20 protein-coding genes and 1 pseudogene are annotated in these 21,730 nt (G+C 73.1%); 12 read left to right on the top strand and 9 right to left on the bottom strand.

Going from position 1 to position 21,730, the window contains the following annotated elements; translation table 11 throughout:
• Nucleotides 1-95 precede the first annotated feature (95 nt).
• Nucleotides 96-1,499: a glycoside hydrolase family 43 protein gene (locus tag ACIRPX_RS22130; RefSeq protein ID WP_404197126.1), complete on the top strand. Its 1,404-nt coding sequence runs from the start codon at nt 96-98 to the stop codon at nt 1,497-1,499.
• A gap of 82 nt (nt 1,500-1,581) precedes the next feature.
• Here the strand turns inward: ACIRPX_RS22130 and ACIRPX_RS22125 are convergent, their stop codons facing one another.
• Nucleotides 1,582-2,541 (bottom strand): ABC transporter substrate-binding protein, encoded by a 960-nt coding sequence (locus ACIRPX_RS22125; protein WP_404197123.1) that lies wholly within the window; start codon nt 2,539-2,541, stop codon nt 1,582-1,584.
• 350 nt (nt 2,542-2,891) lie between these two features.
• Between ACIRPX_RS22125 and ACIRPX_RS22120 the strand changes: the two genes are divergently transcribed.
• Genes ACIRPX_RS22120 through ACIRPX_RS22105 form a run of 4 tightly spaced genes read left to right on the top strand, consistent with a single transcriptional unit; the run spans nt 2,892 to nt 7,242 of the window.
• Nucleotides 2,892-5,738 (top strand): ATP-binding protein, encoded by a 2,847-nt coding sequence (locus tag ACIRPX_RS22120; RefSeq protein WP_404197121.1) that lies wholly within the window; start codon nt 2,892-2,894, stop codon nt 5,736-5,738.
• Entirely contained in the window at nt 5,735-6,214 is a 480-nt protein-coding gene (locus ACIRPX_RS22115; RefSeq protein WP_404197119.1) for a roadblock/LC7 domain-containing protein, read from the top strand. Before ACIRPX_RS22120 ends, ACIRPX_RS22115 begins: the two co-directional genes overlap by 4 nt.
• A 22-nt stretch (nt 6,215-6,236) precedes the next feature.
• Complete coding sequence (locus tag ACIRPX_RS22110) at nt 6,237-6,653, top strand: DUF742 domain-containing protein (RefSeq protein ID WP_404197116.1); 417 nt, start codon at nt 6,237-6,239, stop codon at nt 6,651-6,653.
• A complete protein-coding gene (locus ACIRPX_RS22105) occupies nt 6,640-7,242 on the top strand; it encodes a GTP-binding protein (protein WP_404197113.1) in 603 nt (200 codons plus the stop codon). The genes ACIRPX_RS22110 and ACIRPX_RS22105 overlap by 14 nt, the downstream gene beginning before the upstream one ends.
• Before the next feature lie 72 nt (nt 7,243-7,314).
• Here ACIRPX_RS22105 and ACIRPX_RS22100 read toward each other — a convergent pair whose 3' ends face one another.
• From ACIRPX_RS22100 to ACIRPX_RS22090, 3 genes are read right to left on the bottom strand one after another with little or no spacing between them, the layout of a single operon-like run.
• Entirely contained in the window at nt 7,315-7,983 is a 669-nt protein-coding gene (locus ACIRPX_RS22100; RefSeq protein WP_404197110.1) for an ABC transporter permease, read from the bottom strand.
• Nucleotides 7,980-8,708 carry an ABC transporter permease gene (locus tag ACIRPX_RS22095; protein ID WP_404197107.1) on the bottom strand — a complete coding sequence of 243 codons (729 nt, stop codon included), beginning with the start codon at nt 8,706-8,708 and terminating at the stop codon, nt 7,980-7,982. Before ACIRPX_RS22095 ends, ACIRPX_RS22100 begins: the two co-directional genes overlap by 4 nt.
• Nucleotides 8,705-9,835 carry an ABC transporter ATP-binding protein gene (locus ACIRPX_RS22090; RefSeq protein WP_404197104.1) on the bottom strand — a complete coding sequence of 377 codons (1,131 nt, stop codon included), beginning with the start codon at nt 9,833-9,835 and terminating at the stop codon, nt 8,705-8,707. Before ACIRPX_RS22090 ends, ACIRPX_RS22095 begins: the two co-directional genes overlap by 4 nt.
• A gap of 339 nt (nt 9,836-10,174) precedes the next feature.
• Here ACIRPX_RS22090 and ACIRPX_RS22085 point away from each other — a divergent pair, with 339 nt between their 5' ends.
• Complete coding sequence (locus tag ACIRPX_RS22085; RefSeq protein ID WP_404197102.1) at nt 10,175-12,217, top strand: ArnT family glycosyltransferase; 2,043 nt, start codon at nt 10,175-10,177, stop codon at nt 12,215-12,217.
• 52 nt (nt 12,218-12,269) lie between these two features.
• On the opposite strand, the pseudogene ACIRPX_RS22080 reads toward ACIRPX_RS22085, so the two are convergent.
• Nucleotides 12,270-12,530, bottom strand: a pseudogene (locus tag ACIRPX_RS22080) (FAD:protein FMN transferase); the annotation flags it as partial.
• Nucleotides 12,531-12,578: 48 nt separating this feature from the next.
• On the opposite strand from ACIRPX_RS22080, the gene ACIRPX_RS22075 reads away from it, so the two are divergent.
• From ACIRPX_RS22075 to ACIRPX_RS22065, 3 genes are read left to right on the top strand one after another with little or no spacing between them, the layout of a single operon-like run.
• The gene (locus ACIRPX_RS22075) at nt 12,579-13,295 is read left to right on the top strand and encodes a response regulator transcription factor (protein ID WP_404197099.1); all 717 of its coding nucleotides are present in this window, start codon (nt 12,579-12,581) and stop codon (nt 13,293-13,295) included.
• Nucleotides 13,292-14,752: a sensor histidine kinase gene (locus tag ACIRPX_RS22070; protein ID WP_404197097.1), complete on the top strand. Its 1,461-nt coding sequence runs from the start codon at nt 13,292-13,294 to the stop codon at nt 14,750-14,752. The genes ACIRPX_RS22075 and ACIRPX_RS22070 overlap by 4 nt, the downstream gene beginning before the upstream one ends.
• Nucleotides 14,753-14,805: 53 nt before the next feature.
• A complete protein-coding gene (locus ACIRPX_RS22065; protein WP_404197094.1) occupies nt 14,806-15,807 on the top strand; it encodes an NAD-dependent epimerase/dehydratase family protein in 1,002 nt (333 codons plus the stop codon).
• A gap of 36 nt (nt 15,808-15,843) precedes the next feature.
• Here the strand turns inward: ACIRPX_RS22065 and ACIRPX_RS22060 are convergent, their stop codons facing one another.
• Complete coding sequence (locus ACIRPX_RS22060) at nt 15,844-16,956, bottom strand: sensor histidine kinase (protein ID WP_404197091.1); 1,113 nt, start codon at nt 16,954-16,956, stop codon at nt 15,844-15,846.
• Between the two features lie 2 nt (nt 16,957-16,958).
• Nucleotides 16,959-17,672: a response regulator transcription factor gene (locus tag ACIRPX_RS22055; RefSeq protein WP_404197088.1), complete on the bottom strand. Its 714-nt coding sequence runs from the start codon at nt 17,670-17,672 to the stop codon at nt 16,959-16,961.
• 106 nt (nt 17,673-17,778) lie between these two features.
• On the opposite strand from ACIRPX_RS22055, the gene ACIRPX_RS22050 reads away from it, so the two are divergent.
• Genes ACIRPX_RS22050 through ACIRPX_RS22040 form a run of 3 tightly spaced genes read left to right on the top strand, consistent with a single transcriptional unit; the run spans nt 17,779 to nt 19,864 of the window.
• Nucleotides 17,779-18,531, top strand: a complete 753-nt coding sequence (locus ACIRPX_RS22050) for a glycosyltransferase family 2 protein (protein ID WP_404197085.1) — start codon at nt 17,779-17,781, stop codon at nt 18,529-18,531.
• Nucleotides 18,528-19,133: a DUF2064 domain-containing protein gene (locus ACIRPX_RS22045; RefSeq protein WP_404197082.1), complete on the top strand. Its 606-nt coding sequence runs from the start codon at nt 18,528-18,530 to the stop codon at nt 19,131-19,133. The genes ACIRPX_RS22050 and ACIRPX_RS22045 overlap by 4 nt, the downstream gene beginning before the upstream one ends.
• Nucleotides 19,130-19,864, top strand: a complete 735-nt coding sequence (locus ACIRPX_RS22040) for a class I SAM-dependent methyltransferase (protein WP_404197079.1) — start codon at nt 19,130-19,132, stop codon at nt 19,862-19,864. The genes ACIRPX_RS22045 and ACIRPX_RS22040 overlap by 4 nt, the downstream gene beginning before the upstream one ends.
• Before the next feature lie 26 nt (nt 19,865-19,890).
• Here the strand turns inward: ACIRPX_RS22040 and ACIRPX_RS22035 are convergent, their stop codons facing one another.
• Nucleotides 19,891-20,391, bottom strand: coding sequence for a hypothetical protein (locus tag ACIRPX_RS22035; RefSeq protein WP_404197076.1), 501 nt, complete (start codon nt 20,389-20,391; stop codon nt 19,891-19,893).
• Nucleotides 20,388-21,620, bottom strand: coding sequence for a molybdopterin-dependent oxidoreductase (locus tag ACIRPX_RS22030; protein ID WP_404197073.1), 1,233 nt, complete (start codon nt 21,618-21,620; stop codon nt 20,388-20,390). Before ACIRPX_RS22030 ends, ACIRPX_RS22035 begins: the two co-directional genes overlap by 4 nt.
• Between the last annotated feature and the right edge of the window lie 110 nt (nt 21,621-21,730).

Raw genomic sequence — 21,730 nt, 5'->3', positions numbered from 1 at the left:
CTTACCGAACCGTGTTCGACATACCGACAGTCGAGCGCCGGTGACCGGCCGCCGGTCACCGGCCCCTCGCTCCCCGTCTGCCCCCTGGAGACCTCATGGACGCGCTCCCCCGCTCGCTGCCCCGGTCCTCCCGCCGCCGCTTCCTCGGCATGGCGGCGGGTGTTCCGCTCGCCGCCACCGGCGCACTCGCCCTCGGCGCGGGAACCGCGCGAGCGGCCGCCCACCCGGCCTTCGTGATGTGCTACTTCACGGAGTCGCCGGACATGCTGGCCGCCGACTACGGCCTGCACCTGGCCGTCAGCCCCGACGGCCTGGAGTGGACCCCGCTGAACCAGAACAACCCCGTCGCCACCCCCACCGCCGGCTCCGGCGGGCTGCGCGACCCCTTCGTCCTGCGCAAGCAGGACGGCACGTTCGTGGTGCTCGCCACCGACCTCAAGGGCACCGACTGGACGTACGTCAGCCAGTACATCCACGTCTGGGACTCCACCGACCTGCGCAGTTTCACCGGCTACCGGCGGATGAAGCTGCACGACATGGACACGCACAGCTGGGCGCCGGAGGCCTTCTGGGACGCGGGCCGAGACCGGTACGGCGTGATCTACTCGGCGGTCGACGGCAGCGGCCACAACGTGATCATGGTGAACTACACGAGCGACTTCGTGACGGCGAGCGGCCCGCAGGTCTTCTTCGACCCCGGGTACGACGTGATCGACGGCGACCTCGCGCTCGGCGTGAACGGGGTCAACTACCTCTACTTCAAGAAGAACTCGACGCTCGCGGGCGCGCGCTCCGCCTCACTGGACCCGGGCAGCTTCACCGAGTTCGGCACCGCCGTCGCGCACGGCGGCACCGAGGCCCCCACGCTGGTGGAGTCGCCGGCGTCGGACGGCGCCTGGTACCTGTGGGGCGACACCTGGAGCCCGAACGGGGTCTTCTACGCCTGGCGGACCGGCAGCCTGGCGGCCGGCACCTGGACGGCGCTCGACCAGAAGACCTACACCCAGCCGCTCAACTCCAAGCACTGCGGCATCCAGCCGATCACCGCGGCCGAGCACGCCGGCCTGCTCGCCACCTGGGGCACCCCCGCGTGGAACCGGCTGAAGTCCTACAACTACCCGGCCCGCTACGTACGGCACTCCGACTTCGTGGGCCGGATCGACGCGTACGCCTTCGACCCGTACCCGGACGGCATGTGGAAGCTGGTGCCGGGGCTCGCGGACGGCGCGGGGGTGTCCTTCCAGTCGGTCAACTACCCCACCCGGTATCTGCGGCACTACGACTACGTGCTGCGGCTCGACGCGGACGACGGCACGTCCACGTTCGCCGGGGACGCGACCTTCTACCGGACCGCGGGCCTGGCGGACGCCTCCTGGGCGTCGTTCCGGTCGTACAACAACCCGACCCGGTACATCCGCCACGCCGACTTCGTCCTGCGCGTCGATCCGGTCGCGACGGCGACGGACCGGCAGGACGCGACCTTCCGCGTCGGGTACTGACGGCACCGGGCGCCGGAACCGCGGGGTCACCCCTCACGAAGGAGGGGCGCCCCCGCGGTTCCGTCCGCGAAGGGCCGGAGGCTCAGCCGATGCCGGCCGACTTCAGCCACGTCTTGGCGACGTCCAGCGGGTCCTTGCCCTGCTGCACCTGGGTGTCCAGGTCCAGCAGGCTCTTGGTGTCGAGCTTGGCGGAGACGGCGTTGAGCGCGGAGACGCCGTCCGAGGACAGACCGCTCTTGTAGACCAGCGGCTGCACGTTCTCGAACCCGAAGAGGTTCTTCGGGTCCTGCAGGACGACGTGCTTCTCCTTGGTGATGGTCGGGTCGGTGGTGAAGAGGTCCGCCGCCTGCACGGTGTTCTTCTTCAGCGCCGCCTGGGTCAGCGGGCCGCCCGCGTCGAGGGCCTTGAAGCCCTTGAACTCCAGGCCGTACACCGACTTCAGGCCCACCAGACCCTGCTGCCGGGTCTGGAACTCCGGCGAGGCGCCGATGACCAGGTCCTTCGCGATGTCCTTGAGATCCGCGATGCTGGAGTCGGACGTCAGCTTGTACTTGTCGGCGGTGGCCTTGTTGAGCGTGACCGAGTCCTTGTCCTGCGCGGACGCGGGGTCGAGCAGCGTCAGCTTGGAGTCCAGCTTGGCCTCGATCGCGGCCGTCGTGGCCTCGACCGTCTTGGGCGTCGCCTTGGGGTCGAGGTAGGCCAGCAGCGCGCCGTTGTACTCGGGCAGCACCGTGATGGAGCCGTTCTTCAGCAGCCCGTAGGTCGTCTCACGGCTGCCGATGTTCGGCTTGTAGGTGACCTTGACACCCTTGGCCTTCAGGGCCTCGCCGTAGATGTCGGCGAGGAGGATGCTCTCGGCGAAGTTGTTCGATCCGACGACGACCGTCTTGCCGTCGGACTTCCCGCCCTGGAGCGGGTCGGAGGACTTGTTGCCGTCGGAGGAGGAGCCACATCCCGCCAGCAGGGCCGTGGTCGCGGCAAGCGCGACGGCCGCCGCGGGGTAGCTCTTGAGGGACCTGCTGCGTGGGGCGTTGGAAGTCACGATTCCCGTTCCGGACTCGGGGGATTGATGAGAAACAAACTCTGCAACTGATCCAATCCAGCCTGTTCTTACTCAGTCAAGACCAGCCGGGTCACCAATTGGCCTCAATGCGTGATCAGTTGTGAATGCAGTGTGAACGGACCGGCAGGGAAGCGGAGGCTCTTTGTAACGGATTCTTGACGTAGGGCTACGCCCTTGATCGTTCAAAGAGACGGTAGTCTCACGGAAGTTGGCGTCCGTCACAGCGGCAACGGGGGTCGCTGGGGTGCCGTCCTGCATCTTTTCCCAACGATCAGAATCAGTCACCATCGGCGTGGTCGCGCGCGATGAGACCCCATGAAGGAGGCCCGGTGTCCACGACAGAGGTGGACGCGCCGACCCGGCCGGCTCCGACGCCCCACAGGGGTGGCATACGAGGCTTCGCCGACCGCTGGCCCTTCCGGCGCAAGCTCAACCTCCTGGTCGGCATCCCGCTGGCCGTCGTGGCGGCCCTGCTCGCCTACCTGATCGCCGACCAGGTGGGCCAGGCACGGGACGCGGCGTCCGCGGCGGACCTCGTACGCAACAGCGAGCAGGTGTCCTCGCTGGTCAACAAGGTCGAGGCCGAGCACCAGCTGGCGATCCTGCTCTCCGTGCGCTACGAGGCCGGAGGGCGCGGCGCGAAGGCCACGCTCTCCGACTACCGCAAGGCGCAGCGGGCGGTCGACGCCCAGGTCACGAAGGTGCGCGACACCTTCGGCGGCACGCTGCCGGCCGGCGAGACGCAGGCGCTGAAGGAGGTCGAGGGCCTCACCAGCCTGCGCGGCACCGTCGAGCAGAGCTATCTGCCCGCGAGCAACATCGACCCCGCCTACGACAACGCTGCCAGGACCGTGATCGCCGGTCTGGGCCTGGACCGCAACGCCGAGCTCGCGGCCACCTTCACCGGCAACCTGCTGGACTCGCTGCTGCGCGCCGACGCCGCGCACGGCACGTTCGAGACCGGGGTTTTCTCCGCGACGACCGGTGACACCAACGCGCAGATCGAGTTCACCACGGCCGTCGGGGCCTACCAGATCTACACCACCCAGACCGACCGCTTCGCCCGGTTCGCCACCGAGCAGCAGGCCGACCAGCTCTCCGGCATCGAGCACACCGCCGCCCACCAGAAGATCGCGGAGGCCTACGCCGAGCTCCAGGTCGCCCCGAGCACCCTCCAGGCGGACACGCCGGCCGAGATCCGCGCCGCGTTCCAGAAGGCGCTCGGCGACTACTCCGCCTATCCGCAGCAGGCGGAGAGCCGCCTGAAGATCACCTCGTCGCTCATCGACCAGATCGCCGACGGCGCGGACAGCACCTCCCACAACGCCTGGTGGCGCGCGGGCCTGCTGCTGGCCGCCGCCCTGCTCGGCTTCGTCCTCTGGCTCGCCTTCTCGGTGCTGGTACGCCGCTCGGTGGTCCGGCCGGTCATGGCCCTCACCGGCGCCGCGCGGGAGGTCGCCGACGTGGCCGGGCGCGAGCTGGCCCGGGTGGCCGACGACGACACCGGGGACGACAGCCCGCCGAAGCTGCGCGAGATGCCGGTCACCGCCCGCGACGAGATCGGCGAGCTGGCCGAGGTGTTCAACCGGGTGCAGACCACCGCGATCGGCCTGCTGGAGCGGCAGGTGCTCAGCCGCCGCAACGTCGCCGAGATGTTCGGCAACGTCGGCCGCCGCGTCAGCAACCTCAGCACCCGCCAGCTCGCCCTGATCGACGCGGTGGAACGCGGCGAGACCGACCCCGCGCTGCTCGAACGCCTCTACTCCATCGACCACATCGCGGTCCGGCTGCGCCGCAACGCCGACAGCCTGATGCTGCTCGCCGGCATCCGCGAGACGGTCCTCGACTCCGGCCCCACCGCGCTCACCAACGTCGTGCGCGCCGGGCTCGGCCAGATCGAGGGCTTCCAGCGGGTGCGGCTGCACGCGCACACCGAGGTCATGGTGGAGCCCGACATCATCGGCGACCTGACCCTGATGGTGGCCGAGCTGCTGGAGAACGCCGTGTCGTTCTCGCCCGCGGGCAGCCCGGTCGAGGTCTACGTCCGCGACGCCTACGGCGTGGACGCCGCGCGCTCCGGGGGCGCCACCATCGTGATCTCCGACCACGGTCTCGGCATGAGCGCCGAGCGCCTGGCCGAGGAGAACGCCCGTCTGATCCGCCGCGAGCGGCTGGACCTGGTGCCGACGAAGGTGCTCGGCCTGTTCGTGGTGGGCACCCTGGCCCGCCGCTGGGACGTCTCGGTCGAACTGTCCCGGACGCCGGGCGGCGGCCTGACGGCGGAGGTGACGGTGCCCTCGTCGCTGCTGCTGGCCATGAGCCCGGTCACGGCGGGGGCCACCGGCGGCACGGCCGGTGAGCAGCGCCTCGCGGCCGGGGGCGGTGTACCGGAACAGGCGGCCGGGGCGGCGGACTCCGCGTGGCCGGCGACGGCCGGCATGAGCACCGGCACCTGGGGGGCGGCCCCCGCCGGCGCCGAGGCCTCCGGCGGTCCGGTGGACGAGCGGGGCGGCACGGCGCCGGGCTTCACGGCCTCACCGGGTACGGCCGGCCGCCCGGCCGAGCGGGCCGGTTACGGCCGGCCGGGAGCGGGCGACGAGCGTGGCGTCACGGCGGCCGGCCAGGCCGGCGCCGGGTGGGCGGGGTCCGAACCGCCGGACGGTGCGCCGTCCGGGCCCCGGCCCGCGGCCGCCGTGGGTGACGAGGCCGGTGCCGACGGCGGGCGGCCGCGGCCGCTCCCCCGCCGCGTGCCCCGCCGGGAGGCGGCCGTGGACCCGGGCGCCGGGTCCCCGAGCCGTACGGAGGCCGGATCCGGCGTGACCCACACTCGGTCCGATGATTCAACGCCCGCACGGCCTGGCGGGCTCGCCGAACCGGTATCGTCGTCCGGGTCACGGCCGGGTGCGACAGCGCCGTCCGCCCAGGCCGGCGACGGTTCCCCCCGCCCGCTGCGCCGCCGCGTCCGGGGTGCCACCCTCCGCTCGACCACCGACACCGCCGCCCAGCTGGCGGCACGGCGGGCCCCGCGGCCCGCCGACGCGGACGCCGTGCGGGCCTCGCTCGAGGAGTTCGAGGCTGCCGTGGAGCGGGCGCACCGCGACAGCGACGCCGACGACCGGCCGGCGACCACAGACCCGCACGACCGGAACCACCTCCCGGAAGGAGCCGAGCAGTGAGCACGTCGACAGGTGACACTCCCGACGCGGGAGCCACCACGCCGGCCGAACTGCAGGCCGCCGCAGCCGACTTCACCTGGTTGCTCAACCGTTTTGCCACGGAGACCGCCGGTGTCGTGGACGCCATCGCGGTGTCCTCCGACGGACTGCTGATCGCCGTGTCCGAACTGCGCGAGCACGCCGACTCCGAGCGGCTGGCCGCGATCGTCTCCGGCATCACCAGCCTGGCCGCCGGCGCGTCCGGCAACTACGGCCTCGGCGGCCTCAACAAGGTCATCATCGACCTGGAGGGCGGCCATGTCCTGGTCTCCGCGATCGGCAGCGGCGCCGTGCTCGGCGTCGTCACCGACAAGGAGGCCAAGCTGGGCAACATCGCCTACGAGATGACCCTGTTCGCCAACCGGGCCGGCAGCGCGCTCAGCCCGCAACTGGTGCTCGCGCTGAAGAACAGCGTCGGCTCCCCGACAGCCCTCTGACCGAGGGACGGACGACGACCTCATGGCGGACGGCTCCCCACCACCGGGTCCGGACCCGGTCGGCCCCGCTTCGGCCGTACGGCCCTTCCTGGTCACCGCCGGCCGGGTCGCACCCACCGCGGCCGGCCGGCCGGTACCGGTGGAGACCCAGGTGGTGGCGACCGCCGAGGGTCTCGCCGTGCTCGACGAGCTCTCCTTCGAGCAGTACGACATCATCGCCGCCTGCCGGCAGCCGCAGTCCATCGCGGAGCTCGCGGCCCGGCTGCGGCTGCACCTGAACGTGGTCCGGGTGCTCGCGGAGGACCTGCGGGCCGCCGGGCTGCTGGCGGTGCACGTCCCCGACTCCGGCGTCACGCACGACGCCACCGTCCTGCGCAGGGTGATCGACGCCCTGCGTGCCATCCCCGACTCCCGAGGGGTAATCCGTGACGCGGACTGAACCGGCCGCCCCCGTGGCGGCCGCCGAGGTGACTGCCGTCAGACCACCGCTGCCGGTCAAGCTGGTGATCGCGGGCGGCTTCGGCGTGGGCAAGACCACCGCCGTCGGCTCCATCTCGGAGATCGAGCCGCTGACGACCGAGGCCGCCATCACGGAGGTCGCGGCCGGCGTCGACGACCTCAGCCACACCCCGCGCAAGACCACGACCACCGTGGCGATGGACTTCGGCTGCATCACCATCGACCCCACGCTCAAGCTGTACCTGTTCGGCACGCCCGGCCAGGAGCGGTTCGGGTTCATGTGGGACGACATCGTGGAGGGCGCCGTCGGCGGCCTGGTCATCGTGGACACACGCCGCCTCGACGACTGCTACGCGGCCGTCGACTACTTCGAGCACCGCCGGATCCCGTTCGCCGTCGCCGTCAACGCCTTCGACGGGAGGATCGAGCACAGCCTGGACGAGGTGCGCTGGGCGCTCGACGTCGCCGAGCCCGTCCCGGTGCTGGTGTTCGACGCCCGCGAGCGCGGCTCGGTGCGCGACGCCCTGCTCGTCGTACTGGAACAGGCTCTGGCCCGTACCAAGGCGTGAGGCACCGCCTCGTGAACGCGAGCGGGCCCGGGGCGGATGGAGGATCCGTCCCGGGCCCGCGGTCCTTCGGGGTCAGGCGCCGCGGCGCACGCCGGGTGACACCGTGAGCCGCGCGACCAGCCAGAAGAAGCCCAGCGTCACCAGCGCCAGCACGGCCACCAGGGTCGCGCCGCCCACCACCTTCTCGTAGTTGCGCTGGTAGAGGCCGTCGACGATGTAGCGGCCGAGGCCGCCGAGCGAGACGTACGCGGCGATGGTGGCCGTCGAGACGATCTGGATGGCCGCCGAGCGCAGCCCGCTGAGGATCAGCGGGAGCGCGACCGGGAGTTCGACCTGGAACAGGATGCGTGACTCGGCCATGCCCATGCCCCGTGCGGCGTCCACCGGGGACGGGTCGACGGAGCGCACCGCCTCGTAGGTGGTCACCAGGATCGGCGGGACCGCGAGCACCACCAGCGGGATCATCACCGGGGTCTGGCCGAGCCCGAGCAGCACGAACATCAGTACCAGCAGGCCGAAGCTGGGCAGCGCGCGGCCGGCGGTGGCGACGAAGGCGACGCTGTTGCCGCCGCGTCCGGTGTGCCCGGTGAGCAGGCCGACCGGCAGGCCGATGGCGGCGGCGATGGCGAGCGCGATCAGCGAGTACTGGACGTGCTCGCGCATCCGGGTCGGGATGCCGTCGTAGCCGTGCCAGTGGGCGCTGTCGCTGAAGAAGGAGTTGACGAAGTGGAGGACGTTCATCGGACGGAGTCCTCCAGTGCGGCGGCGGCCGGCTCGGGCCGGGATTCGGGCTCGGGCTCGTCGACGGGACGGGGCTTGCGGGTGCCGCGCGGCATCCAGGGCGTCACCAGGACCCGCACGAGCACCAGGAAGGCGTCCGCGAGGATGGCGAGGACGGCCGTGCCGATCACCGACAGCCAGACCAGACGCGGCTGGTGGTAGATCATGCCGTCGTTGAGCAGGTTGCCGAGTCCGCCCTGGTTGCCGATCAGCATGCCGACGCTGACCAGGGAGATGCTGGAGACCGTCGCCACCCGCAGCCCGGCGATGATCGCGGGCGCGGCGATGGGCAACTGCACCTGGAAGTAACGGCGCACGGGACCGAGGCCCATCGCGGTGGCCGCGTCGAGCGTCTCCTGCGGCACCGAGCGCACGCCGTCCACGATCGCCGGGACGAACACCACCAGGCTGTAGATGCCCAGCGGGATCATCACGGTCAGCTCGGACTGGCCGGTGTAGTCGATGAGGACGACGAAGAAGGCCAGCGACGGGATCGCGTACAGGACCGTCGTCACCCACAGCACGGGCGGGTACAGCCAGCGCATCAGCACGCACAGCTGGGAGATCGGCAGGGCCAGCAGCAGTCCGCCCACGACCGGCACCAGGGCCAGGCGCAGATGCATGCCGACCAGACCCCAGTACGTGTTCTGCAGGTCGCTCGGTATGTCGAACAGGCCGCCGCTCATCCCGCGACCTTCGCGTCGCTGCGGCCGGCGGCGTGGGCGGTGCGGATCGCCTCGCCGATGGTCTGCTGCGAGACGACGCCGGTGACCCGGCCGTCGGCGCCGACCGCGACGGCCCACCCGGTGGGCGAGAGCACGGCACCGTCGAGCGCGGCGCGCAGCGACTCCTTGCCGTGCACGAAGGGCCGCCCGTACGGCAGCAGCCGCGCGGGGTCGACGGCGCCCGCGGTCAGCGCGCCCGGCTCGCTCCAGCCGAGCGGCTTGCCGTCCACGTCGGTGACGAGCAGGTAGGGCACCCGGTCGGTGCCGCGCTCGGCGATCTGCTCGGCGGTGGAGTCGACCGCGACGATCGGGCCGGTGAGCAGGTCGAGCTCGGCGGTGGAGAAGAAGGAGAGCCGCCGGATGCCGCGGTCCGCGCCGAGGAAGTCCTCGACGAAGCCGTCCGCGGGGTTCGACAGCAGTTCGGCGGGCGGCGCGAACTGGGCCAGATGGCCTCCGGTGCGCATCACCGCGACCATGGTGCCGATCTTGACGGCCTCGTCGATGTCGTGGGTGACGAAGACGATGGTCTTGCCCAACTCGTCCTGGATCCGCAGCAGTTCGTCCTGCAGGCCCTTGCGCACCACCGGGTCGACGGCCGAGAACGGCTCGTCCATCAGCAGCACCGGCGGATCGGCCGCCAGCGCCCGCGCGACACCGACGCGCTGCTGCTGACCGCCGGAGAGCTGGTACGGGTAGCGCTTGGCGAGCGCCCCGTCGAGCCCGACCCGCTCCATCAGCTCGCGCGCCCGGCCGCGCGCCTGCTCCTTGCCCCAGCCGAGCAGCCGGGGCACCGTGGCGATGTTGTCCACGATCGTGCGGTGCTGGAACAGCCCCGCGTTCTGGATGACGTAACCCATCGACCGGCGCAGCGTGTTGACCGGCTGCTGCGTGATGTCCTTGCCGTCGAGCAGGATCCTGCCCTCGCTCGGCTCGATCATCCGGTTGATCATCCGCAGGGTCGTCGTCTTCCCGCAGCCGGACGGACCGACGAAGACGGTGATCGACCGGTCGGGGATCTCCAGTGAGAGGTTGTCGACCGCGACCGTCCCGTCGGGATACCGCTTGGTGACTGAATCTATTCGTATCAAAGCGCCGAATGCCCTTCGGGTCTGGCTGAGGCCGTCCGCACGGTGGCCTCGGTCGCGCGGGCCGTTGAGGGGAGAGTCTAGACCGACTGCGCCGCGGCGGTTCGTCGGGAGCTTGGCGAAATCCCGCCCGGTGCGCGCACCGCGCCCGCGCGCCCGGCAGGGGCCCGGCCTGGGTGTTCTTCCGCGGTCCCCTGTGCCCCGCCCATGAGGGCGCTGATTCTCACGGCGCGCTCAGGGCCTGCTCAGCGGTCGCACAGCGGCGGCGCGGATGGTCATGGCCATGGACGAAGGCCCGCCCGACCGGGCGGACACCGCCGTGGACCCCTTGGAGTACGCGTCATGACGACCCTCGCCCCGCCTCCCGCACCCGCCCAGGAAGGCCGGCACCGGGTGGCGCCGCCGCCCGTCTCCCGGATCGGAAGGCTCTTCGCCGGCGCGCCCGGCGACCCGCGCTGGGCCCGCCCCGCACTGTGGGCGATCCTCGTCCTGGCCACGGCCCTGTACACCTGGAACCTCTCCTCCCTCACCGGGAACACCTTCTACGACGCGGCCGTCTGGTCCGGCACCAGGAGCTGGAAGGCGTTCTTCTTCGGCGCTCTCGACTCGGGCAGCTTCATCACGGTCGACAAGCCGCCGTTCGCGCTGTGGGTGATGGGCCTGTCGGCCCGGATCCTCGGCTACGGCACCTGGCAGTTGACGCTGCCGATGGTCGCGGCCGGCACCGGTTCGGTGGCGCTGCTGTACCGGCTCGTCAAGCGGGACTTCGGCGTCGCGGCGGGCACGGTCGCCGCGCTCGTGCTGACCCTCACCCCCATCACGGTGGCGATCAACCGCGACACCAACCCCGACCCGGTCCTCGTGCTCCTGATGCTGCTGGGCGCGGCCGCGCTGCTGAAGGCCGTGCGCACCGGGCGGCTGCTGCCGCTGGTGTGGTCCGGCGTCGCGATCGGCTTCGCGTTCAACACGAAGATGATGCAGGCGTACGTCGTGCTGCCCGCGTTCTTCCTGGTGCATCTCTGGGCCGCCAAGGGCTCGTTAGGCCGCCGTCTGCGCAATCTGGCGGCCGGCACGGTGGCGTTGGCCCTCTCCAGCGCCTGGTGGATGGTGGTCGTCGACCTGATCCCGGCCTCGTCCCGCCCCTACATCGGCGGCTCGACCGACAACACGGTGTGGGACCTCGTCATCGGCTACAACGGCTTCGGCCGGATCTTCGGGGCGAGTTCGTCGGTGGGCTCGCAGGGCAACGGCGCGAGCTTCGGCGGCGATTCGGGCCTGTACCGGATGTTCAACAGCATCATGGGCGGGCAGATCTCCTGGCTGATCCCGTTCGCGGCGATCGCGCTGATCGGCGCCCTGGTGCTGCGCGGCCGGGCGCCGCGCACGGACGCCCGGCGCGCCGCGCTGCTGCTGTGGGGCGGCTGGTTCGTCCTGCACTTCCTGACCTTCTCCCTCGCCGAGGGCACGTTCCACCCGTACTACGTCACCGCGATGGCGCCCGGGATCGCGGCCCTGACGGGCGCGGGAGGGGTCATGCTGTACCGCGCCTTCAGGGACCGCCCGGCGGCGAAGTGGGGCTGGGTGCTCCCCCTGGCCGTCGCGGTGAGCGCGGTCTGGGCGGTCGTGCTGCTCCAGCGGGTGTCCGGCTCGGGGACGCTCTACACGGTCACCGAGGTCGTGGCCGGGGTCGCGGGTGCGGCGGCCGTACTCGGGCTCCTGCTCGGGCGGTTCATGAAGCGGCGGCGCCTGACGGCACTCGCCTCGCTCACGGCCGTCGTCGCGCTGCTCACGGGTCCGGCCGCGTACTCGGTCTCGGCGGCCACCACCACGGGCAACGGCACAAATCCGACGGCCGGGCCCGGCACCGGTGACGGTATGGGCGGTGGGCCGGGCGGAGGCCGGGGCGGCAGCGGACCCGGCGGCGCCGACTCCGCTTCCGGCCAGGGCCGTTCGACGGGCGAGACCGGCACCGGTTCCGGAACTCCCGGCGCCGAGAGCGGCGGGCGGTCCCCTTCCGGCCGAACCGCCGCAGGCACGGGCGGCGGCGATCAGGTCGGCTCCGCGATGATCACGTACCTGAAGAAGCACCAGGACGGCGCCACCTGGCTCGTGGCGGTCGCCACCGACCAGACCGCGTCCTCGATCATTCTGGAGTCCGGCCGGCCGGTCATCTCCATGGGCGGCTGGTCCGGCAGCGACGCCGCCATGACCCTCGCGAAGCTCAAGAGCCTGGTGCAGTCCGGGAAGCTGCACTACATCGTCGTGAGCAGCAGCGGCGGCGGCCAGGGCACCGACTCCGGGATCGCCACCTGGGTCAGGAAGCACGGCACGGCGGTCAGCGCCTACAGCGGCCTCTACCGCCTGGACGCCTCGGACGCGAGCTGACCCGCCGCCCGCCCTCACCCCTCCCCGAAGCGGCCGGGGACTCCCGGATCGCCGGGACGCCCTCGGTGCGCAGTACCCGCTCGTCGGCGGCCACCGCGAACACCCCGCAGCCCGCGAGCGAGGCCGCCCATGCGACCCCCTCCGTGCCCATCGCGAACGCCGCGGTGGCCACGGAGTCCGCCTCCGTCAGGGCGGCGGCCACGACCGTCATGCTGAGCAGGCCCGTCGCCGGGCGGCCGGTGCGGCCGTCGAGGATGTGGTCGCCGCGTTCGTAGCGGGCGGAGGCGGCGGCGACCGCGCCGTCGGTCAGCTCGTGCCGATGTCCCGGCGGTGAGGTCCGCGCCGTGGCCTCCTCGGCCGCGTGACGCACTATGTGCGGGTGGAAAAAATACGCCTCCTCGTCGTCGACGACGACCCGCCCATCGCCGACCTCGTCGCGACCGTCGCGCGCTACGAGGGCTGGGACGCGGTCACCGCGAACCGCGGCGAGGACGCGCTCAGGCTGGCCGGCGAGTTCCATCCGGACATCGTGGTGCTCGACCTGATGCTGCCGGACCTGGACGGCTTCGGCGTGCTGGACCGGCTGCGGCGCTCCGGCACGACGGTGCCGGTGGTGTTCCTGACCGCGCGGGACGGGGTGGCCGACCGGGTGGCGGGGCTGACCCGGGGCGGCGACGACTACCTGGTCAAGCCGTTCGCGGTGGAGGAGCTGATGGCGCGGCTGCGCACGGTGCTGCGGCGCAGCGCCGGGCCCGCCTTCCAGCGGTCGGTGCTGCGGGTGGCGGACCTGTCGATGGACGAGGACACCCGCGAGGTGCGCCGCGGCGAGAGGCTGCTGACCCTCACCCCCACCGAGTACGAGGTGCTGCGGTTCCTGATGCGCAGGTCGCCGACCGTGATGACCAAGGCGCAGATCCTCGACCACGTGTGGGAGTACGGCTTCGGGGGCCGCTCGAATGTCGTGGAGCTGGTCGTCAGCCGGCTGCGCCGCAAGCTCGACACCGCCGACACCACGGCCGAGCCGCTGATCCAGACGGTGCGGGGCTTCGGCTACGTCGTCCGGCGGGCCGCCGAGTGATCCGCCGGCTGCGCCGCGCGTACCGGCGGCTGCGCCTCGGCACCCGGCTGGCGCTGGGCCTCGGGGCGCTCGCCCTGGTGGTGTTCGCGGTCGTCGGCACGGCCCTGACCACGTCCATGCGGGACTACCTGTCCCACCAGCTCGACACCCAGCTCGGCCTCGCCCAGGTCGCCCAGTCCAAGAGCATCGCGCAGAACGGCACGCTCCAGGGCAAGAAGTACTACCGCTGGTACTACGCGGTGTACGACGTGAAGGACGGCACCGCCGTGCTGCGCACCCCGGAGGAGGCCGCTGACCTGCCCGGGGACATCGCCCCGCTCACCTCCCTGGCCCGGGCGCAGTCCGCCGCGGACACCGAGGTGCTGCGCACCGCACATCTGGCGGGCGAGGGCGAGTACCGGCTGCGCGCCTGCGAGGTGGAGCCGGGTGTGGTCCTGGTCAGCGCGGCGCCGACGGACGCCATCGGCGACACGGTGCGGCGGCTGGTCGGGGTCCAGGTGGTCGCCTTCGGGCTCGCGCTGCTGGCGCTGGTGGTGTTCGGCCGGCGGATGCTGCGCCGGGGCCTGAACCCGCTGAGCGACATGGCGCACACCGCCCACGGCATCGCCTCGCACGACCTGACGGAGTCGGCGGCGCGGCTGCCGCTGCGCGCCGACGAGCGGGGCGGCGGCCCCGAGGTCGAGGAGCTGCGCACGGCCTTCAACACGATGCTGGAGCACATCGACGACTCGCTCGCCGTGCGCGCCGAGGCCGAGCAGCGCCTGCGCCGCTTCGTCGCCGACGCCTCGCACGAGCTGCGGACGCCGCTGATGTCGGTCCGCGGCTACGCGGACCTCTTCCAGTACGCCGCCGCCAACGCCCCCGAGGAGCGCGCCAGGCACCTGGCCCGGCTGCGTGCCGAGGCCGCCCGCATGGGGGTGCTCCTGGACGACCTGCTGCTGCTCGCCCGTCTGGACGCGGCGGAGCCGGCCACGCCGCTCAGGCTGCGGGAGGCGGACCTGGTGGACCTGGCCGGGGAGGCGGCCGCCGCCTTCCGGGCGAGCCGGCCGGAGCACCCCCTGACCTTCGCCCCGCGTCCGGCCGCGCTGACGCTGCGCATGGACCCGCACCGCATCCGGCAGGTCCTGGACAACCTGCTCGCCAACGCGGCCGTGCACACCCCGGCCGGTACACGGGTGACCGTGGAGGTCGCGCGCGAGGGGGACGCGGCGGTGGTGCGGATCGCGGACGAGGGACCCGGCATCCCGGCCGCCGACCGGGACCGCGTCTTCGACCGCTTCTACCGGGTCGACAAGGCCCGCAGCCGTGACCGCGGCGGCAGCGGCCTCGGCCTGCCGGTCGCGGACGCGCTGGCCGGCGCCCACGGCGGCACGATCGGGCTGAGCAGTGCCCCGGGCGCGACGGTGTTCACCCTCTCGCTGCCGCTGCAGGGCGCCACGGGTCTTACGGACCCGTGACGTGCCGGGCGGAGCTCACCCGCCACAGCGGTTCCCGGCCCTAGCGTGGCCGTATGCGCGTACTGGTCACCGGCGGTGCCGGATTCATCGGGTCCCATGTCGTGACGGCACTCCGGGACCGCGGGCACGAGCCCGTCGTCCTCGACCTGCGGACCGACCCGGCGTCGGACGTCCGCAGTCCCGTCGTCGTCCGTCAGGCTCTGGCGGGCGTGGACGCCGTGTGCCACCAGGCGGCGATGGTGGGCCTGGGCACGGGCTTCGCGGACGCCGCCGAGTACGTCTCGCGCAACGACCTGGGCACCGCCGTCCTGCTCACCGCCATGGCGGAGGCGGGCGTACGGCGGCTGGTGCTGGCCGGGTCGATGGTGGTCTACGGCGAGGGGCGCTACACCTGCGCCCGGCACGGAGTGGTACGGCCCGGCCCGCGTACCGTCGCCGGCCTGGACGCGGGGCGCTTCGAGCCGCCGTGCCCGGTGTGCGGGGCGCCGCTGGAGCCCGGCCTGGTCGCGGAGGACGCCCCGGCCGATCCGCGGAACGTGTACGCGACGACCAAGCTCGCCCAGGAGCACCTGGCGGCGGCGTGGGCGCGGGCGACCGGCGGCTGCGCGGTGTCGCTGCGCTACCACAACGTGTACGGGCCGGGCATGCCCCGCGACACCCCCTACGCCGGGGTCGCCTCGTTCTTCCGCTCGGCGCTGGCCCGGGGCGAGGCCCCGCGTGTGTTCGAGGACGGCTGCCAGCGGCGGGACTTCGTCCATGTGCGGGACGTGGCGGCGGCCAACGCGGTCACGCTGGAGGCGGGGTCCCGCGAGGGCGCGCTGACCGTGTACAACACCGGCAGCGGCGAGGTGCACACCGTCGGCGAGATGGCCCGCGCGCTGTCCGCGGCGTGCGGCGGCCCGGAGCCGGTCGTCACCGGGGAGTACCGCCTGGGCGACGTACGGCACATCACGGCCGACTCGGCGCGCCTGCGGGACGAGGAGGGATGGAAGCCCGAGGTCGGCTTCGAGGAGGGCATGCGGGAGTTCGCGCGTGCGGGACTGCGCGAGGCGTAGCCGGCCCTCGTCCGGACCGGTGGTGCTGCCCGCCTTTCACGGAGCGGCGGCGGGCAGCACCACCTCGAAGCAGCAGCCGCCGGGGATGTTGCGGACGGTGGCGCGGCCCTGGTGCGCCTCCACGATGCCCCGCACGATCGCCAGGCCGAGTCCCGCGCCGGCGGGGGGAGTCCGGGCGTGCGTGCCGCGCCAGCCGGTGTCGAAGACACGGGGCAGGTCCTCGTCGGGAATGCCGCCGCAGCTGTCCGTGACGGACAGCACGACGCCGTCGGGCGAGCGCTCGGCGGCCACCGCGACCGTGCCGTCGGCCGGGGTCCGCCGGATCGCGTTGACCAGCAGGTTGCCGAGCACACGGCTCATCTCCTTGCCGTCCACCTCGACCGGCACGGGCTCGACCTGGCCGCCGACCAGCCGTACACCGTGCTCGCGCGCCAGTGGGTCGGCGCCCGCGAGCGCGTCGCCGACGAGGTCGTAGAGGGACATCCTGCTCGGGCTGAGCGCGAGGGCTCCGGCGTGTATGCGGGAGAGTTCGAAGAGGTCGCCGACCATGCCGTTGAGGCGTTCGACCTCGGTGCGGATCTGCTTGAGGTAGCGGCCCGGGTCGGTGGCGACGCCGTCCTCCAGGGCCTCGGACATGGCGCGCAGTCCGGCGAGCGGGGTGCGCAGGTCGTGGGAGATCCAGGCGACGAGTTCGCGGCGGGAGGTCTCCAGGGCGCGCTCGCGTTCCCGGGACTCGGCGAGTTTGGCGCTGGTGGCCTCCAGCTCGCGGCTCAGGGCGGAGAGTTCGGCGGTGGCGGGGCCGTCGGGCGAGGTGAAGCCGCCGCCCTCGCCGAAGGAGCGGGCGGCGAGGGTGAGGTCGCGGCTGCGCGCGGCGACCCAGCGGCCCAGCAGCAGCGCGGTGGCCAGGGAGACGACCGCGGCCATCGCGACGACGGTCGTGACGACCTTCAGGTCGTGCTTGGACAGGAACATGGCCTGCGCGACCGCGAGGGTGCCCGCGAACATGGCGCCGACGGCGACGGCGGCGACCACGCCGAGGTGCAGGGCGAGCGAGCGGCGCCGGATGAGCAGCAGCACACAGGCCCCCAGCAGCCCGGCCGCGGCGGCGCCGAGGAAGGCGAAGAGGGCGATGAGGAGGTTGTCGCGCATGGTCACGCCTCCGCGTGCGAGCCGTCGAAGCGGTAGCCGACGCCCCAGACGGTCTGGATCAGGCGGGGCCTGCCGGGGTCGTCCTCGACCTTGCCGCGCAGCCGCCGCACATGGACGGTGACGGTGGACAGGTCGCCGAAGTCCCAGCCCCACACCTCGCGCATCAGGTCCTCGCGGCTGAAGACCCGGCCGGGGTGGCCGAGGAAGAAGGCGAGCAGGTCGAACTCGCGGATGGTGAGGGCGAGTTCGCTGCCGTCCTTGAGCGCGCGGCGGGCCGCCGGGTCCAGCGAGAGCCCGGCGGCGCTCAGCAGCCGCGCGGGGCGGGCCGGGCGGGTGCGGCGCAGCACGGACTCGACGCGCAGGACGAGTTCGCGGGGGCTGAAGGGCTTGGTGACGTAGTCGTCGGCGCCCACCTCCAGGCCGAGGATGCGGTCGTCCTCGTCGCCGCGCGCGGTGAGCATGATGACCGGAACCGGCCCGCGCCCCCGCATCCGGCGGCAGACCTCCAGTCCGTCCATGCCGGGCAGCATCAGGTCCAGGACGACGAGGTCGGGCCAGTGGGCGGCGGCCCGGGCGAGCGCGTCGGGGCCGTCGCCGGCCCGGTCGACGACGTATCCGGCCCGGTCGAGGTACCCCGTGACCACCTCGGCGACCGTGGGGTCGTCGTCGACGACGAGCACCCGGGCCCCGGTCTGTGCGTCCTGCTGCTGCTCCATGGAGCAAGCCTCGCACCGCGTGCGCGCGAGCGCCGCCACCCGCCTCTGACGTCCGTGTTTCGTAAGGAGCCTGCGCCCGGATTGTCCGCTTCTTGCCCGTAGGGTGATGGGCGTGACGACGACCCCTTCCGACGAAGACGAGAGAGTCCCGGTGGCCGCGGCGTCCGTGGACGTCGTGCTGCCCTGCCTGGACGAGGCCGAGGCTCTGCCGTGGGTGCTGGAACGGATTCCGCCCGGCTGGCGGGCGCTCGTCGTGGACAACGGCTCCACCGACGGCTCGGCGGACCTCGCCCGCGGCCTCGGCGCACGGGTGGTGCACGAGGCACGACGCGGTTTCGGCGCCGCCTGCCACGCCGGCCTGAGCGCCAGCACCGCGGACATCGTCTGCTTCTGCGACTGCGACGCCTCGCTCGACCCGGCCGAGCTGGTGCCCTTCGTGCACCGGGTCCTGGCCGGCGAGGCCGACCTGGTGCTCGGCCGCCGCCGCACCCGGAGCTTCGGCGCCTGGCCCGCGCACGCCCGCGCCGGCAACCTCGCCCTCGCCCGGCTGCTGCGCCGCCGCACCGGCCTGCGCCTGCACGACCTCGGCCCGCTGCGGGCCGCCCGCCGCGAGCCGCTGCTCGGCCTCGGCCTCACCGACCGCCGCAGCGGCTACCCGCTGCAGATGGTCGTGCGCGCCGCGGACGCGGGCTGGCGCGTGGCCGAGTACGACGTCCCCTACCTGCCGCGGACGGGCGCCTCCAAGGTGACCGGTACCTGGCGCGGCACCTGGCAGGCGGTGCGGGACATGAGCCGGGTGCTGGCCGAGCCGCCGATGCCGCGCAGCGGTGTGCCGGCGTTCGAGGGGGCCGAGCGGTGACCACACTCCTGGTCATCGCGAAGGAGCCCCGGCCCGGGCACGTGAAGACCCGCCTGACCCCGCCCTTCACCCCGCAGGAGGCGGCCGCGCTCGCGGAGGCGGCCCTCGCGGACACCCTGGAGGTCGTGGCCCGCACACCGGCCCGCCGCCGGGTCCTGGTCCTCCAGGGCTCGCCGGGCCCGTGGCTGCCGCCGGGCTTCGACGTCGTACCGCAGTGCGCCGGCGGCCTCGACGAACGGCTGGCCGCCGCCTTCGCGCACTGCACCGGCCCGTCCCTGCTCATCGGCATGGACACGCCCCAGGTGACGCCGGACCTGCTGTCGGTGGACTTCGGCGACTGCGACGCGTACTTCGGCCCCGCCGAGGACGGCGGCTTCTGGGCCCTGGGCCTGGCCGCTCCGGACCCCGGCCTGCTGCGGGGCGTGCCGATGTCGACGCCCGGCACGGGCGCCGCCCAGCGGGCGCGGCTGGCGGGCCTGCGGGTCCGTGACCTGCCGCGGCTGCGGGACGTCGACACGGCGCACGACGCGCACGCGGTCGCGGGCCAGGCGCCCGGCAGCCGTTTCGCGGCGCGGCTGACGCGTCTGGCGGCGGGCCGATGAGCGCGGCGCACCGGATGACGGCGACCAGGATCGGGCGCCAGCCCCCCGCGCCGCCGGATGCCGGGACCTGGTCCGCGGACCCCTACTCCGACGCCCTGCGCACCGGCCGGGGTCCGCTGTTCCTGCGCCGTGCCGACGGCTGGCTGCTCCTGCTCGAGGTCGAGCGCTGGTGCGCGGACGCCGACGCGGTGGACCTGGAGGTCGTACGGCGCTGCGAGGGCAAGGTGCTGGACGTGGGCTGCGGCCCGGGCCGCCTGGTCGCCGCGCTGGCCGCACGCGGCTGGCCGGTGCTGGGCATCGACGTGAGCGACGCGGCGGTGGCGCGCACCCTCGGCCTCGGCGGCCAGGCCCTGCACCGCTCGGTCTTCGACCCGCTGCCCGCCGAGGGCCGCTGGGGCACGGCGCTCCTGATGGACGGCAACGTGGGCATCGGCGGCGACCCGGAGACCCTGCTCGCCCGTATGCACCAACTCCTCACCCCCGGCGGTCTGCTGATCGCCGAGACGGCTTTCGACCCGGACATCGACGAACGCGTCCAGGTCCACGTCACGGACACCCGGGGAGCCGCGGGCAGCCCCTTCCCGTGGGCCCGCGTCGGCACCCGGGCCCTGCTGCGGCACGCGCGCCGGGCGGGGTGGCGGGCCGTGGACCAGTGGACGACCGGGGGGCGGTGCTTCGTGGCGCTGCGCAGCCGCGGCACGACGGGGAAGCCCCGGCCGCACCGCGGCTGACCGGCGGTCGCCCGCCGGGCCACCGCTCAGCGCACGGGCCGCGCCCGCTGCCGCACCGCCCTGCGCGACCGCACCGACCGCGTCACGAACACCGCCGCCGACCCTCCGAAGAGCACCGCCGTCACCAGCAGCCACCGCGTCAGGAACCGGTCCGCCGGCAGCGCGGTGGCCGCTCGGTAGCGCTCCGTCACCTGCCCGCTGATCAGCGGGAACCAGACCAGCAGGAGGAGCAGGGAGAGGGCGGCCGGGACGCGGACGTAGTTCACCCCTCGCCGGCGTGGGCCGGCCACGCGCACGAGGGCGTGGTCCGCCGCCGCGTACAGGGGCAGCAGGACCAGATCGTGCAGGAGCGCCGCCCCCACGATCCACAGGGCCACCTCGAACCAGTCGTTCTCCAGCAGCTGCACCCCCGCGTACGCCGACAGCGCGAACGAGCAGGACAGCAGCAGGATCTGCAGCGGGCTGCCGAGCGGGAGGGTCAGGCGGGGGAGGGTCAGGCGCGGGAGGCTCGGGCGGGGGCGGATCATGGCAGGTCTCCGAAGGTCAGATTGGCCACCCATTTGGTGTTGAGGACGCCGGGGGCCGCGGGAACGATGATGCGGGCCGGGTGGCCGTGGTCGGGGGTCAGGGGCTCGCCGTTGACGAACAGGGCGAGCAGGGAGCGCGGGTCGGCGACCTGGTTGGCGCGCAGGGCGGCCCGGCGGAAGGCACCGTGGCGTTGCAGCGACTCCACGAACACGTCGGGCGGACTGACGTCGTGGCCCACCAGCGCGGCCAGATCCCGCAGCCGCACCCCGCGCCACCACTGGTCCGACGTCGACCAGCCCTCCACGCACGCGATGGGCAGCGCCGAGCTGTGCAGCGGGAGCCGGAGCAGGTCGGCGCGGCTGAGCCGGACCGTGCCGGTGCGTCCCGTCACCGTCAGGCGCCAGTTCTCCTCGCTCATGTCGGCCGCGCCGATACCCGCGTACGCCGCCGTCTTGTTGATCTGGAAGCCGCCGGGCCCGTTCCCCGGATCGGCGCCGTGCGGCGCGAGCACCGCGCTCCACCGCAGCCCGTCGACGTCCTGTCCCACCGTGGTGGCGAACAGCAGCAGCGAGCCGCCCCCGACCAGCCCGAGCGCGCCCCGCCGGGAGACCGTGGGCGGATCGGGGTCGGGGGCCACCAGCTCGGTCCGCTCGGGCTGGTCCCCCTCCCGCATCCGGCGCAGATTCCGCCACGCGACCGGCATCTTCAGCACGGCGTGCGCGACGAACGCGCCGAAGAACACCCAGGCGCCGTAGAAGTGCAGGGGGTAGAAGGAGCCGGGGAAGATGTAGTCGAGCTGGACGTTGAGCACGCCGGTGACGAACTCGAACAGCCCGCCGCCGACCAGCAGCAGCAGCGACAGGCGCTCCAGGGCGTGCGCGAGCGAGCGCGCCGGGGGCAGGGTGAACAGCTTGGGCACCACCGACCACAGCTTGGCCAGCAGGACGGGGATCAGGGTGATCCCGAGGGTGACGTGGACGCCCTGGGTGAGCCGGTACAGCCAGTGCGGGTCGGTCGGCCAGGAGAAGAGGTAGAAGCCGAGGATCCCCTTGCCCGGTGTCTTGTCGTTCACCGGTGACAGGCCCGGGTTGTAGGCGGCGTACGAGAGCAGTCCCGTCACGAACAGCACGGTGATCCCGACGAGCAGGACGACGCCGAGCACCGAGGTGAACCAGGGGCCGCGCAGGGGGCTGCGCCAGAAGGAGGGTGAGAAGGGAGTGCGTCTCATGACCCGACCGTAGGTCCGCATCACCCCAAGAGCGGCTCTGCGAACCATGACGAAACGCTGACGTCCGCGCACGTCAGCCGTCCGGGGCAGGTTCCGCAGCCTAGCGTTCG

The organism is Streptomyces sp. NPDC101225 (genome assembly GCF_044767585.1).
Classification (GTDB): domain Bacteria; phylum Actinomycetota; class Actinomycetes; order Streptomycetales; family Streptomycetaceae; genus Streptomyces.
The sequence above is the reverse complement of the archived record's forward strand: the minus strand, read 5'-3'. Positions and strand labels throughout refer to the sequence as shown.

What these genes read in the sequence shown, in the direction of transcription:
- ACIRPX_RS22130 (WP_404197126.1), top strand. Translation starts at nt 96, where the DNA reads ATGGACGCGCTCCCCCGCTCGCTGCCCCGGTCCTCCCGCCGCCGCTTC.
- ACIRPX_RS22110 (WP_404197116.1), top strand. Translation starts at nt 6,237, where the DNA reads ATGGCGGACGGCTCCCCACCACCGGGTCCGGACCCGGTCGGCCCCGCT.
- ACIRPX_RS22100 (WP_404197110.1), bottom strand. Translation starts at nt 7,983, where the DNA reads ATGAACGTCCTCCACTTCGTCAACTCCTTCTTCAGCGACAGCGCCCAC.
- ACIRPX_RS22095 (WP_404197107.1), bottom strand. Translation starts at nt 8,708, where the DNA reads ATGAGCGGCGGCCTGTTCGACATACCGAGCGACCTGCAGAACACGTAC.
- ACIRPX_RS22085 (WP_404197102.1), top strand. Translation starts at nt 10,175, where the DNA reads ATGACGACCCTCGCCCCGCCTCCCGCACCCGCCCAGGAAGGCCGGCAC.
- ACIRPX_RS22065 (WP_404197094.1), top strand. Translation starts at nt 14,806, where the DNA reads ATGCGCGTACTGGTCACCGGCGGTGCCGGATTCATCGGGTCCCATGTC.
- ACIRPX_RS22060 (WP_404197091.1), bottom strand. Translation starts at nt 16,956, where the DNA reads ATGCGCGACAACCTCCTCATCGCCCTCTTCGCCTTCCTCGGCGCCGCC.
- ACIRPX_RS22055 (WP_404197088.1), bottom strand. Translation starts at nt 17,672, where the DNA reads ATGGAGCAGCAGCAGGACGCACAGACCGGGGCCCGGGTGCTCGTCGTC.
- ACIRPX_RS22050 (WP_404197085.1), top strand. Translation starts at nt 17,779, where the DNA reads ATGGGCGTGACGACGACCCCTTCCGACGAAGACGAGAGAGTCCCGGTG.
- ACIRPX_RS22040 (WP_404197079.1), top strand. Translation starts at nt 19,130, where the DNA reads ATGAGCGCGGCGCACCGGATGACGGCGACCAGGATCGGGCGCCAGCCC.
- ACIRPX_RS22035 (WP_404197076.1), bottom strand. Translation starts at nt 20,391, where the DNA reads ATGATCCGCCCCCGCCCGAGCCTCCCGCGCCTGACCCTCCCCCGCCTG.
- ACIRPX_RS22030 (WP_404197073.1), bottom strand. Translation starts at nt 21,620, where the DNA reads ATGAGACGCACTCCCTTCTCACCCTCCTTCTGGCGCAGCCCCCTGCGC.